The following is a 14293-nucleotide window of genomic DNA, read 5'->3' as shown; positions in this document are numbered from 1 at the left end:
CAGCAGGTCAGCCGCTCAGCCGGACCGGCATGATCAGGTACTTGTACGCCACGTCCGCCTCGGCGTCCATCGCCGGCTTGCCGCTGAGCAGCGCGGGCTTGGTGGAGGTGGTGAAGGAGAGCTGGGCCACCGGCGAGTCGATGGCGCTCAGACCGTCGAGCAGGAACGTCGGGTTGAAGGCGATCGAGATGTCGTCGCCCTCCAGTTGGGCGTCCACGCGCTCCACAGCCTGTGCATCGTCGCTGGAGCCGGCCTCCAGGATCAGCACGCCCTGCTCGAAGCTGAGCCGCACCGGAGTGTTCCGCTCGGCGACGAGGGCGACACGCTTGACGGCCTCGACGAACGGGGCGGTCTCGATCACCGCGACCGAGTTGAACTCGGTGGGGAAGAGAGTCCGGTATTTCGGCAGGTCGCCCTCCAGCAGCCGCGTGGTGGTGCGGCGGCCGGCGCCCTCGAAACCGATCAGACCCTCGCCGGCGCCGGAGCCGGAGAGCGCCAGGGTGACAGTGTCACCGCTGGTCAGCGCTTTGGCGGTGTCCAGGAGCGTCTTGGCGGGCACCAGGGCGACCGCGGAGGCGTCCGCGGACTCCGGCTTCCACAGGAACTCGCGGACCGCGAAGCGGTAGCGGTCGGTGGACGCCAGGGTGACCGTGTCGCCCTCGATCTCGATCCGGACACCGGTGAGGACGGGCAGCGTGTCGTCACGGCCGGCGGCGATGGCGACCTGGGCGGCGGCGGACGCGAACACCTCGCCGGGGACGGTGCCGGTCGCGGTCGGCATCTGCGGCAGCGCCGGGTACTCCTCCACAGGAAGGGTGTGGAGTGTGAAGCGCGAGGAGCCGCAGACGACCGTCGCCCGTACACCGTCTGTGGAAATCTCGACCGGCCGGTTGGGGAGGGCGCGGCAGATGTCGGCAAGGAGGCGGCCGGAGACGAGAACCGTCCCGTCCTCCTCGACCTCCGCCTCGACCGAGACCCTCGCCGAGACCTCGTAGTCGAAACTGGAGAAGCTGAGAACGCCGTCCTCCGCCTTCAGAAGAAGGCCCGCGAGAACGGGCGCCGGCGGACGCGCCGGGAGGCTCCTGGCCACCCACGCCACCGCCTCCGCGAGTACATCGCGCTCCACCCGGATCTTCACCGGAACCGCCTCCTGCTGTTGCTCGCTCGCCCTGCCGGCCTTCGTCGTCGGCATGGGGTCCCCAGCCGGAGCCAGGGGCCGATTGCCGGAGACCAGTCTGACGCACCGCACCGACACTCGGTGCTGCTCGGGGTCAAGTCGAGACAAGAGGCAGCCGGAGCTCCGGCACCGAGTTGTGCACAGGGCCCCCTTCGAAGCGAATTCCCCGGTAACTCAGAGTGGGAGTAGTAGTAGGGCCTGTGGAAACCGTGGATAACGCCATCCACGCAGGTCAGACCCGATTTTTTGTCCACCGGCCCTGTGGGTGCGAGCAGTGGACAACCTGGGTTCTCTGTGGACGCCCGAAAGTTCTGCACACCCGATGCACAGGCCACAGGGACTTCTCCCCAGTGCCGTCCCCAGCTTTACCCAGGTTCCCCACAGCCCAATCCAGCCCCTTGGTGTGACGCCTTTCACTCTGTCCGGTGACCTTCGGCGTTTCGTTGCCGAACAGTGGACAGCGGTGTGGAGAAGCTGTGGGCAACATGGCCTCGCCTGTGGGCCGGGTGGGGACAACTTGGATCGCGCCCTGTGGACGGGTTGTCCGTCCACAGTCTGTGGAGCCCGGTTGGCCACAAATCCACAACCGGCTGACCTGGCGTGATCAACTCCAGGCGACCGCCCCTGTGGACGCAATCTGGACAACTCGGGAGTCCCCAGGCTGTGGACGGAAGATCGTCCGCACTTCTGTGGAGAACGGACTGAAAGCGGTACGTATTCGAACAGGACGATGGCGAGTCCATGGCGGCGCGGTGGCGCGGCGATGGCACGGAACGCCGAAGGGCGCCCCGGGATCCGTCCCGAGGCGCCCTTCGGCGTCGTCCGCACAGCTCGCTGTGCCGTCCTGTGGAAGTACGCGTCCCGACGGTGCCGGGCGCCTGCGGCGGCGGCCCGGAAGCCCGCGTCAGCCGTTCTTGATGCGGTTGGTGAGCTCGGTGACCTGGTTGTAGATCGAGCGTCGCTCGGCCATCAGCGCGCGGATCTTCCGGTCGGCGTGCATCACCGTCGTGTGGTCGCGGCCGCCGAACTGCGCACCGATCTTCGGCAGCGACAGGTCTGTGAGCTCGCGGCAGAGGTACATCGCGATCTGGCGTGCGGTGACCAGCACCCGGCTGCGTGAGGACCCGCAGAGGTCCTCCACGGTCAGCCCGAAGTAGTCGGCGGTCGCCGCCATGATCGCGCTCGCGGTGATCTCCGGGGCGGCGTCCTCGCCACCGGGGATCAGGTCCTTGAGGACGATCTCGGTGAGTCCGAGGTCGACCGGCTGGCGGTTGAGGCTCGCGAAGGCCGTGACCCGGATCAGTGCGCCCTCCAACTCGCGGATGTTGCGCGAGATCCGGGAGGCGATGAACTCCAGCACCTCCGGCGGGGCGTTGAGCTGCTCCTGCACCGCCTTCTTACGGAGGATCGCGATCCGTGTCTCCAGCTCCGGCGGCTGCACGTCGGTGGTCAGACCCCACTCGAAGCGGTTGCGCAGCCGGTCCTCCAGCGTCATGAGCTGCTTGGGCGGCCGGTCCGAGGACAGCACGATCTGCTTGTTCGCGTTGTGGAGCGTGTTGAAGGTGTGGAAGAACTCCTCCTGCGTCGACTCCTTGCTCGCGAGGAACTGGATGTCGTCGACGAGCAGGATGTCCACATCGCGGTAGCGCTTGCGGAACGCGTCGCCCTTGCCGTCGCGGATCGAGTTGATGAACTCGTTGGTGAACTCCTCGGAGCTCACGTACCGCACCCGGGTGCCCGGATAGAGGCTGCGTGCGTAGTGCCCGATGGCATGGAGAAGATGGGTCTTGCCGAGGCCCGACTCCCCATAGATGAAGAGGGGGTTGTACGCCTTTGCGGGAGCCTCCGCCACCGCGACGGCGGCCGCGTGCGCGAACCGGTTGGACGCGCCGATGACGAAGGTGTCGAAGAGGTACTTGGGGTTCAGCCGGGCATGCGGCTCACCGGGACCGGGCGCCGGTGCGGGCTGCGCGCCCAGCGGGCCGGGCCCACCACCGCCGGGCCCACCACCGACCGGCGGGCCGCCGTGCCGCGGTCCCTGACGCTCCGGCAGCTCGTGCCGGTCGGGGCGCGGTTGGTCGTACTGCCCGCGTTCGGGCATCGGCGACCGGTAGTCGTGCTGCGGGGGACGTCCCGTGGCGTAGGGGTCGCGCTCCTGGAACCCGCCGTGCCGAGGCTGCTGCCAGGACAGGTCTTCCTGGGTGCGCGGCCAGGCCCCGGGCTCGGGGCGCTGCTGCTGGTAGGCGGGGTACGCGGGGCGGACCGTCGGCAGTCCGTCGTCGCTCGTGGGCCGGTGGCCGTAGCTGTCGTACGTGTCCCCCTGGCGCGGTTCGTCGTGCTGCGGGCCCTGGTAGCGGTGCTGCTGCACGGGCGGGGCCGGCGGCGGGGTCGGCTCGGCAGCGGAGTCGTCGACGGTGATCGCGATGCGGATCGGACGGCCGCACTCGCGGCTGAGGGTGTCGCTGATCAGGGGGGCCAGCCGGCCCTCGAGGACGCGCTTGCCCCACTCATTGGGGACGGCGAGGAGCGCGGTGTCGGCCACGAGTGCGAGTGGCTGGCAGCGCTCGACCCACTGTTTGTCCTTCGGTTCGATCCCCTGCTGGCCCTCTCCGAGGAGATGCTCCAGCACTCGTGGCCACACTGCGGCAAGATCGGCAGGTACGTCAGCCACAAGGCACGCTCTCTCACAGGTCCCACGAATGTGTGGTTCTCGGGACGGGTCGGTCAGGCCCGGCAGGCGGGTAGGAAAGGAATTCGAGTTTAGTCACGGTAGTCAGGCCGACCCGCGTGGTTCAAGTTGTTGTCCACAGCCTGTGCACAGCGAGCCGCGCCGGGACGCTGGTTTGACCGAATGGCGTAGCCGCGCGTACCGTAACCAGGTCGAGTTGTCGATGGCTGCTGCCGCCTGCCTCCGATGGGCAAAGATCACGATCAGTGATTGTGAAGCGGTGCACTCGGGCGTATTGCGAGCTACTCGTGGGCGCACGGTGACAGCCAGGCGATGCCCCGCCACCACACGAATCATTTCTGGAGCCCCCGAGTGAGCAAGCGCACCTTCCAGCCGAACAACCGTCGTCGTGCGAAGACCCACGGCTTCCGCCTGCGCATGCGTACCCGTGCCGGCCGAGCCATCCTGGCGAACCGCCGCAGCAAGGGTCGCGCGAGCCTGTCCGCCTGATCGTTAACAGGTCATGACGTGCTGCCTACCGAGAATCGGCTGAGGCGGCGCGAGGATTTCGCGACCGCGGTACGTCGAGGACGCCGGGCAGGACGCCCGTTTCTCGTCGTCCATCTACGCAGCGGTGCAACGGACCCGCACGCGCCTGGGGAGAGCGCTCCCCCGACGCGTGCGGGTTTCGTCGTGAGCAAGGCAGTAGGTGGCGCGGTCACTCGTAACCAGGTGAAGCGGAGACTGCGTCACCTGATACGCGAACGACTGTCCGAGCTGCCCCCCGGTAGCCTGGTGGTCGTACGGGCGCTGCCCGGAGCAGGTGACGCCGACCATGCACAGCTGGCCCGAGACCTGGACGCCGCTCTTCAGCGGCTGCTGGGAGGGGGCGCGCGATGAAATACCCGCTGCTGGCTCTTATCAAGCTGTACCAGTGGACGATCAGCCCGCTGCTCGGGCCTGTCTGCCGGTACTACCCGTCGTGTTCTCACTACGGGTATACGGCCATCGACCGGCACGGTGCGGTGAAGGGCACGGCCCTGACCGCCTGGCGCATCCTGCGGTGCAATCCGTGGTCGCCGGGTGGTGTGGACCATGTTCCGCCGCGTAGACGACCTCGTTGGCACGAGCTGCTGCGTGACTACCTGCGCGGCGGCAAGGGCGGGCACCCCCCTGAGACCAGCCCGGCCGCAGAGACCTCGCCCAATGCTCAAGGAGCCTGATTAGTGGACACGATTGCCAGTCTCTTCAGCTTTATCACCACACCTGTTTCCTGGATCATCGTCCAGTTCCACTCGCTGTACGGGGCGATCTTCGGCCCCGACACGGGCTGGGCCTGGGGACTGTCCATCGTGTCGCTGGTGGTGCTGATCCGTATCTGTCTGATCCCGCTCTTTGTGAAGCAGATCAAGTCGATGCGGAACATGCAGGCGCTCCAGCCGAAGATGAAGGCGATCCAGGAGCGCTACAAGAACGACCGGCAGCGCCAGTCCGAAGAGATGATGAAGCTGTACAAGGACACGGGTACCAACCCACTGTCCTCGTGCCTTCCGATCCTGGCGCAGTCGCCGTTCTTCTTCGCTCTGTACCACGTGCTGAGCAAGATTGCCTCCGGTGACACGATCGGCGTCCTCAACCAGAGCCTGGTGGACAGCGCCCGTGAGGCCCACATCTTCGGCGCTCCGATCGCCGCGAAGTTCATGGACAGCCCGGAGAAGGTCGAGGCGCTCAACGCCTCCCTGACCGAGGTCCGCATCGTCACCGCGGTCATGATCGTCCTGATGTCGGCGTCGCAGTTCTACACACAGCGCCAGCTGATGCAGAAGAACGTCGACCTCACGGTCAAGACTCCGTACATGCAGCAGCAGAAGATGCTGATGTACATCTTCCCGCTGATCTTCGCCGTCACGGGCATCAACTTCCCCGTCGGTGTTCTCGTCTACTGGCTGACCACCAACGTGTGGACCATGGGCCAGCAGATGTACGTGATCAACCAGAACCCGACCCCGGGTTCCAAGGCGCAGGACAACTACCTGCAGCGTCTGCTGAACGGCATCACGGCCCACGGCGAGGTGCGTGGCCGCCGCAAGCGCAACGTCGTCCAGGCCATCGTCGCCAAGGGCGCCGACCGCAATGACAACGAGCGCAAGTTCATCGCCGCCCTGTCCAAGGCGGGCTTCGCCGCCCAGTCGGACGGCACGGTCGTCAAGAGCGACACCGTCACCGCCGAGGCCGAGGGAGGTGCCTCGGCGAGGCGCCAGCAGCCCAAGCGCCAGAGCAAGGCCCAGCGCCAGGCCGCTGCTGCACAGGTCGGGGGGGCTCAGCAGGAGGACTCCACGTCGAGCGTGTCGGATACAGCGAGCACGTCGAAGCCCTCGCTGGAGAAGCGGGACGAGCCGCAGGACGCCAAGCCGAAGCCCGCGGGCAAGACCGCCCCTGCCCCGGCCCGCCAAGCCAAGTCCGGACAGCGCAAGGGCCAGCAGCGGCCCAAGCACCCGTCGTCCAAGAAGTAAGAAGGAGTCCATCCGTGACGGAAGGCACCACCTCCGCCGCCGAGGGTGGCGACACCCTGACCCGCCTGGAACAGGAGGGGGAGATCGCCGCTGACTACCTCGAGGGCCTGCTCGACATCGCCGATCTCGACGGCGACATCGACATGGACGTCGAGGCTGACCGGGCCGCGGTCTCGATCATCAGTGACTCGGGCAGCAGGGAGCTGCAGAAGCTCGTGGGCCGCGACGGCGAGGTGCTCGAGGCACTTCAGGAGCTGACGCGCCTCGCGGTGCACCGGGAGACCGGGGACCGCAGCCGCCTGATGCTGGACATCGCGGGTTTCCGGGCCAGGAAGCGTGCCGAGCTCGCCGAGCTCGGAGCCAAGGCCGCGGACGAGGTCAAGAACACCGGTGAGCCGGTGAGGATGAAGCCGATGACTCCGTTTGAGCGCAAGGTTGTGCACGACGCGGTCGCGGCCGCCGGTCTGCGCAGTGAGTCCGAGGGCGAGGAGCCGCAGCGCTTCGTCGTCGTGCTCCCGGCCTGACCTGATTGTTCCCTCGGCCCCGTCTGTTCGCAGGCGGGGCCGAACTTTGTCAGCCTGTAGTCAGCCACCACAGCGCGGTAGCGCGGTATGGAAGGACGGTTCCGGTGACGGAGGCAGCAGAGCTTCCCCAGGCGCCCGAGGCGGCGCGGACGGTGTTCGGTGAGTTCTTCCCTGAGGCCGTTCGGTACGCGGAGCTGCTCGCGGACGCGGGAGTCAAGCGCGGCCTGATCGGTCCGCGTGAAGTGCCGCGGCTGTGGGAGCGGCATCTGCTGAACTGCGCCGTGCTCTCCGAGGTGGTTCCGGAAGGTGTCACCGTCTGCGATGTCGGCTCCGGTGCCGGCCTTCCGGGTATCCCGCTGGCCCTCGTCCGTCCCGATCTCAAGATCACGCTTCTTGAACCGCTCCTGCGTCGCACGAATTTTCTTCAGGAAGTCGTCGAGCTGCTCGGACTGGACCATGTCACGGTCGTGCGGGGTCGTGCCGAGGAGGTCCTTGGAACGCTGCCGCCGGTGCATGTGGTGACAGCACGTGCGGTGGCTCCGCTGGACCGGCTGGCGGGCTGGGGTGTGCCGTTGCTGCGCCCCTACGGTGAGATGCTGGCACTCAAGGGCGACACCGCGGAGGAAGAGCTCAACGGTGCCCGAGCAGCCCTCAGTAAACTGGGGGTCGTGGACACTTCCGTGCTCCATGTCGGGGAGGGCATCGTGGATCCGCTTTCCACCGTGGTGCGGGTCGAGGTCGGGGAAAGTCCCGGTGGCGTGCGCTTTGCGGCCAAGCGGGCCAAGGCTGCCAGGACGGGACGCAGCCGCCGACGGCGTTGAGGTCTTACGGCGCGCAGCCTTCCGCCTCTCTTGATCTTGCCAGCCGGTTGTTGACCTGCGTCCCCATACGTACGCATTTCGGAGTGTCGTAACGATGTGACCGTGCGGCCCGTGCATCGTGTTTCACGTGAAACGTCGCTCACTGCTGCAAGGAATCATCAGCCGCGGTCGCGCGGCTGCCACTCCCCGTGACCGTAGGCCCCTCGCGAGGGCTATGGAATTGTCCACAGAGGTGGATTCCTCCACAGAACCACCGGCCTCGCTGGTTCACGACCCCCAAGGCATGGCAGGCTCTGTTCATCGCGAGTCTGAAGTCGAGGAGAGTGAATCCTTGCGGTCCGACGCCAATATCGCGGGACCGATGACCGATCCGGTCCCAGGTCCCCGTACCGAGTCAACGGGGGAGGATGTTTCACGTGAAACACCGCCCCCGATGGACGACACCCCCATTGGTCGTGCTGCCCAACTGGCGGTGGAGGCTCTGGGCCGTGCCGGCGAAGGTCTTCCCCGACCTGAGCAGACACGCGTCATGGTGGTCGCCAACCAAAAGGGCGGAGTGGGCAAGACGACCACGACGGTCAACCTTGCCGCTTCGCTGGCACTGCATGGCGCCCGTGTTCTGGTGATCGATCTCGATCCGCAGGGCAACGCCTCCACGGCGCTGGGGATCGACCACCATGCCGAAGTCCCCTCGATCTATGACGTCCTGGTAGAGAGCAAGCCGCTCTCCGAAGTGGTTCAGCCGGTCCCGGACGTCGAAGGCCTCTTCTGTGCCCCAGCCACCATCGATCTCGCCGGTGCGGAGATCGAGCTGGTGTCCCTGGTGGCACGGGAGAGTCGACTGCAGCGGGCGATCCAGTCGTATGAGCAGCCGTTGGACTACATCCTCATCGACTGCCCGCCGTCGCTCGGCCTGCTGACCGTCAACGCCCTCGTGGCGGGTGCCGAGGTGCTGATCCCCATCCAGTGCGAGTACTACGCACTCGAGGGCTTGGGGCAGCTCCTCCGCAACGTCGACCTGGTGCGGGGTCACCTCAACCCCGCTCTGCATGTGTCGACGATTCTGCTCACGATGTATGACGGCCGGACCAGGCTCGCCTCGCAGGTGGCGGACGAGGTGCGCAGCCACTTCGGTGATGAGGTGCTGCGGACGAGCATTCCTCGTTCCGTGCGCATCTCGGAGGCGCCCAGCTATGGGCAGACGGTGCTTACCTATGACCCGGGCTCCAGCGGCTCGCTGTCGTATCTTGAGGCCGCGCGTGAGATCGCGCTGCGTGGGGTCGGGGTCCATTACGATGCTCCGGCTGCGCATGTTGTCAGCCAGAACAATCAGCAGAGCATGGCGGAGGGGATCCAGTGAGCGAGCGACGTAGAGGATTGGGGCGTGGGCTCGGTGCACTGATCCCGGCCGCTCCACAGGAGAAGTCGGTGGCTTCCGACGGGGCGGGCCCGGCGTCGGGAGCCGGCCCGGTTCTCACGGCGGAGCGCGGTGTGGCCGCGGCCAAGGTGGCCACGCTGCCGCCGGGGCCTGTGACGCCGGAGCCGCGGGCCGCCGAGCCCGAGCCGGAGGCGGTGCTCGACGTCGTGTCCCCGGCTGGGGCGTACTTCGCCGAGGTGCCCCTGGACGCCATCACACCCAACCCCCGGCAGCCGCGTGAGGTCTTCGACGAGGATGCGCTCGCCGAGCTGGTCACCTCCATCAAGGAGGTCGGTCTTCTTCAGCCTGTCGTCGTGCGCCAGTTGGGCCCGGACCGGTACGAGCTCATCATGGGTGAGCGCCGCTGGCGGGCCTGCCGTGAGGCGGGTCTGGAGAGCATTCCGGCGATCGTGCGGGCCACGGAGGACGACAAGCTTCTCCTGGATGCCCTCCTGGAGAACCTCCACCGGGCGCAGCTGAACCCGCTGGAGGAGGCCGCCGCCTACGACCAGTTGCTCAAGGACTTCAACTGCACGCATGACCAGCTGGCCGACCGGATCGGGCGCTCTCGTCCGCAGGTGTCCAACACGCTGCGACTACTCCGCCTTTCACCTCCGGTCCAGCGCCGCGTTGCCGCGGGAGTGCTCTCTGCCGGTCACGCTCGGGCTCTGCTCTCGGTGGACGATTCCGAGGAGCAGGACCGGCTGGCACACCGCATCGTGGCCGAGGGTCTGTCGGTGCGTGCCGTCGAGGAGATTGTGACCCTGATGGGTTCGCGGCCTTCGAACGCCCTGAAGTCGAAGGGACCACGGGCCGGCACCCGTCTGTCGCCGGCGCTCTCCGATCTGGCGTCGCGCCTGTCGGACCGCTTCGAGACCCGGGTGAAGGTCGACCTCGGTCAGAAGAAGGGGAAGATTGTCGTTGAGTTCGCTTCGATAGAGGATCTGGACCGGATCCTCGGCACGCTCGCTCCCGGAGAGGGGCGGGGCATGGAGAAGGGACTCTCCGAGGAAGTCGCGGAGGCCGAGGAGGTCTGAGACCTCTGCACAGTCATCAGGGCGGGTCGTGTCCGGCACTCGGCGGAACACGATCCGCCCTTTGCCGTCTCACAGTATGCGTGTCCTCGCTGGGTGGATACGATGCGTTCTGGTATGGCGCATCCACCTTTACCCATCTCAGAGGAAGGCGAGCCATGCGATCGGTGAGCCGCAGCCAGCTACTGACAGCCGGCCTGAGCATTGGCGCGGTCGGCGGGTTCATCGGCAGCCTGCTCCGGGAACGGAGCACGCTGTCCGCTGCCCTTGGCGCGGCAGTCCAAGCAAGTGAGGAGCAGCCTTCATGGGCCGTCGGCTCGTACCGCTCACACTGGACAACCTTCCAGACCTCCCCAGGCGCTGCCGAGCGTGTGTCTTCTGGGAGCTTGATCCAGTCAGCGGAGAAGCCGCAGTAAAAGCAGGCAGACCCGAGTTGGAGAAGGAGGCATGGATCTCCGCCGTCCTGCTCGAGTGGGGATCCTGTGGCCGCATCGTCTATGTCGACGAGGTTCCGGTCGGGTTCGTGCTCTATGCACCGCCCGCCTATGTGCCGCGCTCCACGGCGTTTCCGACGAGCCCGGTCTCGCCGGACGCCGTGCAGCTGATGACCGCTTGGATCATGCCCGGCTATCAGGGGCAGGGGCTCGGGCGTGTGATGGTGCAGACCGTCGCCAAGGATCTGCTGCGTCGGGGTTTCAAGGCGATCGAGGCGTTCGGCGACGCCCGCTGGACCGAGCCGGCCTGTGTGCTGCCTGCCGATCATCTCCTTGCGGTCGGCTTCAAGACCGTCCGGCCGCACCCCATCCATCCGAGGCTCCGGCTGGAGCTGCGCACCACGCTCTCTTGGAAGGAGGACGTGGAGCTGGCACTCGACCGGCTTCTGGGAGCCGTACAGAAGGAACCGGCGCTTCGGCCGCTGTGAGCCGTCGGCGCCGTCCGCGCCCCGGACGACGAATGGGCCAACCCCACAGGGTTGGCCCATTCGTGTTTCACGTGAAACAAAGCGCGGCGCTTCAGGCCTTGGCGACCTCATCGCCGATGAAGGCATCGAGCTCACGGACGAGCATCGCCTTCGGCTTGGCGCCGACGATGGTCTGGGCGACCTCGCCGTCCTGGTAGACGTTCAGCGTCGGGATGGACATCACGCCGTACTTGGCAGCCGTGGCCGGGTTCTCGTCGATGTTGAGCTTGACGACCTCGATCTTGTCGCCGTGCTCGGCCGCGATCGCTTCCAGGGACGGGGCGATCTGGCGGCACGGGCCGCACCAGGCGGCCCAGAAGTCGACAAGCACGGGCTTGTCGCTCTTGAGTACGTCCTCTTCGAAGGTGGCGTCAGTTACGTTCTTCAGGGCCACGGCGGCCTCCTTAACTTGCGGGGTGTGGGGTGTGGGGTCGTAGAAGTCAGATCGGTCAGACCGTTGCCGCTGCCGTGGCCTTCTCCGCGTCCGCGAGGGCGGCGAGGAAGCGCTCGGCGTCCAGGGCGGCGGAGCAGCCGGTGCCTGCAGCGGTGATGGCCTGTCGGTAGGTGTGGTCAACCACGTCACCAGCGCCGAAGACACCGGAAAGGTTGGTACGCGTCGAGGGGGCGTCGACCTTCAGGTAGCCCTCGTCGTCCAGCTCCAGCTGACCCTTGAAGAGCTCGGTGCGCGGGTCGTGGCCGACCGCGATGAACAGGCCGGTGGCGGGCAGCTCGGAGGTCGCTCCCGTCTTGGTGTTGCGCAGCGTCAGACTGGAGAGCTTCTGGTCTCCGTGGATCTCGGCGACCTCGCTGTCCCAGGCGAACTTGATCTTCGGGTCGGCGAAGGCACGCTCCTGCATGGCCTTGGAGGCCCGAAGGCTGTTGCGGCGGTGGACGATCGTGACCGACTTGGCGAAGCGCGAGAGGAAGGTGGCCTCCTCCATGGCGGTGTCGCCGCCGCCGACAACGGCGATCTCCTGGGCCTTGAAGAAGAACCCGTCGCAGGTGGCACACCAGGAGACGCCGCGACCGGAGAGCGCGTCCTCGTTCGGCAGTCCCAGCTTGCGGTGCTGGGAGCCGGTCGTGACGATCACGGCCTTGGCGCGGTGAACGGTGCCTGCCGTGTCCGTGACCGTCTTGATCTCGCCCGTCAGGTCGACGGCGATGACGTCGTCCGGGACGAGCTCGGCACCGAAGCGCTCGGCCTGCGCCCGCATGTTGTCCATCAGGTCCGGCCCCATGATGCCGTCGCGGAAGCCAGGGAAGTTCTCCACATCGGTGGTGTTCATGAGCGCACCACCGGCGGTGACGGCGCCTTCGAACACCAGCGGCTTCAGCGACGCGCGCGCGGTGTACAGCGCAGCGGTGTAGCCGGCCGGCCCGGAGCCGATGATGATCACATTACGGACGTCGCTCACGGGTTTCTTCCTCGTCTCTGCAGACTGGCCTACTGCCTACTGGGGCGGGCTTAACGACTCCCACCCCGCCCAACGGATCCTACGGGGCATGCATTCCCGCGGAGGCCATGCGGCATGGCGGCAGTGTCAGGGTCGAGGGTAGGCGTGGGTCAGCAGGAGTTCGCCCTTGCCGGACGGCGCGGCGTCGACACATGCCGCCTCGACGACATAGGCCTGAACCTGAGAACTGTCGCTGGGGTGCGGCAGCACGACGAGATAGGCCTCGTTACCTGCGTAGGTGCCCTGGTCGACCGCAAGGGCCGGATCGGTACGACCAGTGCCCTTCTGGATACAGGCGGGGACGGCGGCGGTCGGCGTGCGCATCGGGGAACGAGGGCTCGCGTCGCTGTCGGCGGAGGACTCCGTCTCCATGCGGGGTGCGGGCTTGGTGCGGTCCTGTGAGCTGTCCTTCGCAGCGCCGTAAGAGGCCAGCAAGGTGTGTACGCGTGCGGCGAGCCGGTCCTCCGAGAAATCGGAGGCGGTGTCTGCGGCGCTGACACCGCTCTTGGTCTCTGCCTGGTTTCCGCCCGTGCCGATGGACTGGAGGAGCAGAATGCTCACCCCGGCGGCAGCGACCCCGAAGGCCGCGCTCAGAACGGCGGTGCGGCGCCGACGCCGGGCAACATGGTTCCGGCCGGGACCCGTGGCCGCGCGGGGATGTCCTGCGGGGCGGTCCGCAGGGGCGCTTTCGCTCTGCGGCTCAGGGATCGATGTTTCACGTGAAACATCGGTCAACTCGTCGTCCGGCGCGGTGGCGCTCAGCAGTGCCTCGGCCGCCAAGGCGGCGTCGATGCGTCCAGCGATGTCGGCGGGCATGCGCGGCGGACCGGGGAGCGTCCCCAGGAGGCCGCGGATCTCCTCCAGGGAAGCTCGTACATCGGCACACAGGGCACAGCCGTCCAGATGCTCCCTGACGGCAGCCTGGCGGGATGGTGACAGCAGGCCTTCGGTGAGATCGGAGATCTCGGAAACATCCGGGTGCTGAGCCGTGCCGGTCGTGGAGGTCACGCGCGCCCACCTCCGCCCTTCACAGCAGCAGGATCACTCGGTCCTGCATCCCTTGCTCCCGACGCGGGTGGGACGGATGTCCCTCGCGTCCGGTTCCTTCCCCCGCCGTGACCGCTGTTATCCCCTGCCTCGCCACGCAGATGAGTGAGCATCGGGAGCAATCGCGCCCGCCCCCGTGAACAGCGGCTCTTCACGGTTCCCGTAGGCACGTCCAGCACCCGCGCGGCCTCCGCCACCGGATAGCCCTGCATGTCGACCAGCACCAGCGCCGCCCGCTGATCGGCAGGCAGCCTGGCCAGGGCGGCCAGCAGCTCGCGGTGGAGGTCCTTGCGCTCCGCAGGCGCCTCGGCGGACTCGTGAGGCTCGAGAAGCTGCTCCAGCCGCTCTGTGTCGTCGACGGGGGACGTCTTGCGGGACGCGGCCTTCCGGGCCCGGTCGAGACAGGCGTTGACGGTGATGCGGTGGAGCCATGTCGTCACTGCGGACTGGCCCCGGAAGGTGTGTGCGGCCCGGAAGGCCGAGACAAGGGCGTCCTGGACGGCGTCGGCCGCTTCCTCGCGGTCCCCCAGCGTCCGCAGGGCGACGGCCCAGAGGCGATCGCGGTGCCGCCGCACAAGCTCACCGAAGGCGTCCGGATCGCCGGCGACATGTTGCTCCAGGAGTTCCTGGTCGCTTGCGCCGCCGAGTGTGGCGTTGTCCAACGGTGAGCCCCCTCC

The 14293-nt window shown here is 67.3% G+C and carries 15 protein-coding genes; 9 read left to right on the top strand and 6 right to left on the bottom strand.

All coding sequences use genetic code 11. From position 1 onward, the window contains the following. Positions 1–7 precede the first annotated feature (7 nt). Together dnaN and dnaA are read right to left on the bottom strand one after the other, a co-directional pair. Positions 8–1138: a DNA polymerase III subunit beta gene (dnaN, locus tag ABT078_RS22015; RefSeq protein WP_351230340.1), complete on the bottom strand. Its 1131-nt coding sequence runs from the start codon at positions 1136–1138 to the stop codon at positions 8–10. Positions 1139–2081: 943 nt separating this feature from the next. Then, positions 2082–3848 carry a chromosomal replication initiator protein DnaA gene (gene dnaA / locus ABT078_RS22010; protein ID WP_351230228.1) on the bottom strand — a complete coding sequence of 589 codons (1767 nt, stop codon included), beginning with the start codon at positions 3846–3848 and terminating at the stop codon, positions 2082–2084. A 369-nt stretch (positions 3849–4217) separates the two neighbouring features. Between dnaA and rpmH the strand changes: the two genes are divergently transcribed. From rpmH to ABT078_RS21965, 9 genes are all read left to right on the top strand, one after another. After that, entirely contained in the window at positions 4218–4355 is a 138-nt protein-coding gene (gene rpmH, locus ABT078_RS22005) for a 50S ribosomal protein L34 (protein WP_005482975.1), read from the top strand. Positions 4356–4373: 18 nt separating this feature from the next. Further along, positions 4374–4745 (top strand): ribonuclease P protein component, encoded by a 372-nt coding sequence (gene rnpA, locus ABT078_RS22000; RefSeq protein WP_351230226.1) that lies wholly within the window; start codon positions 4374–4376, stop codon positions 4743–4745. Beyond that, positions 4742–5068 carry a membrane protein insertion efficiency factor YidD gene (gene yidD, locus ABT078_RS21995; RefSeq protein WP_351230224.1) on the top strand — a complete coding sequence of 109 codons (327 nt, stop codon included), beginning with the start codon at positions 4742–4744 and terminating at the stop codon, positions 5066–5068. The genes rnpA and yidD overlap by 4 nt, the downstream gene beginning before the upstream one ends. A gap of 3 nt (positions 5069–5071) precedes the next feature. Beyond that, positions 5072–6358: a membrane protein insertase YidC gene (gene yidC, locus ABT078_RS21990; RefSeq protein WP_351230222.1), complete on the top strand. Its 1287-nt coding sequence runs from the start codon at positions 5072–5074 to the stop codon at positions 6356–6358. Positions 6359–6372: 14 nt separating this feature from the next. Beyond that, on the top strand, positions 6373–6882 hold the full coding sequence (locus tag ABT078_RS21985; RefSeq protein WP_351230220.1) for a Jag family protein: 510 nt from the start codon (positions 6373–6375) through the stop codon (positions 6880–6882). A 104-nt stretch (positions 6883–6986) separates the two neighbouring features. Continuing rightward, positions 6987–7703, top strand: coding sequence for a 16S rRNA (guanine(527)-N(7))-methyltransferase RsmG (gene rsmG / locus ABT078_RS21980; protein WP_351230218.1), 717 nt, complete (start codon positions 6987–6989; stop codon positions 7701–7703). Positions 7704–7986: 283 nt separating this feature from the next. After that, a complete protein-coding gene (locus tag ABT078_RS21975) occupies positions 7987–9063 on the top strand; it encodes a ParA family protein (protein WP_351230215.1) in 1077 nt (358 codons plus the stop codon). After that, complete coding sequence (locus ABT078_RS21970; protein WP_351230213.1) at positions 9060–10157, top strand: ParB/RepB/Spo0J family partition protein; 1098 nt, start codon at positions 9060–9062, stop codon at positions 10155–10157. The genes ABT078_RS21975 and ABT078_RS21970 overlap by 4 nt, the downstream gene beginning before the upstream one ends. A 301-nt stretch (positions 10158–10458) precedes the next feature. Then, positions 10459–11076 (top strand): GNAT family N-acetyltransferase, encoded by a 618-nt coding sequence (locus ABT078_RS21965; protein WP_351230211.1) that lies wholly within the window; start codon positions 10459–10461, stop codon positions 11074–11076. 91 nt (positions 11077–11167) lie between these two features. Here the strand turns inward: ABT078_RS21965 and trxA are convergent, their stop codons facing one another. The 4 genes from trxA to sigM form a co-directional block, all read right to left on the bottom strand. Then, positions 11168–11509, bottom strand: coding sequence for a thioredoxin (trxA, locus tag ABT078_RS21960; RefSeq protein ID WP_351230209.1), 342 nt, complete (start codon positions 11507–11509; stop codon positions 11168–11170). Between the two features lie 55 nt (positions 11510–11564). Beyond that, a complete protein-coding gene (gene trxB / locus ABT078_RS21955; protein ID WP_351230207.1) occupies positions 11565–12530 on the bottom strand; it encodes a thioredoxin-disulfide reductase in 966 nt (321 codons plus the stop codon). Positions 12531–12656: 126 nt separating this feature from the next. Next, positions 12657–13577: an RsmA family anti-sigma factor gene (locus ABT078_RS21950; RefSeq protein ID WP_351230206.1), complete on the bottom strand. Its 921-nt coding sequence runs from the start codon at positions 13575–13577 to the stop codon at positions 12657–12659. Further along, positions 13574–14278 (bottom strand): RNA polymerase sigma factor SigM, encoded by a 705-nt coding sequence (sigM, locus tag ABT078_RS21945; RefSeq protein WP_351230204.1) that lies wholly within the window; start codon positions 14276–14278, stop codon positions 13574–13576. Before sigM ends, ABT078_RS21950 begins: the two co-directional genes overlap by 4 nt. Positions 14279–14293 lie beyond the last annotated feature (15 nt).

The sequence above is a fragment of the Streptomyces sp. NPDC002133 genome (genome assembly GCF_040296405.1).
Classification (GTDB): Bacteria; Actinomycetota; Actinomycetes; order Streptomycetales; family Streptomycetaceae; genus Streptomyces.
Note: the sequence above shows the minus strand (reverse complement) of the source record. Positions and strands in the feature narration are given on the sequence as shown.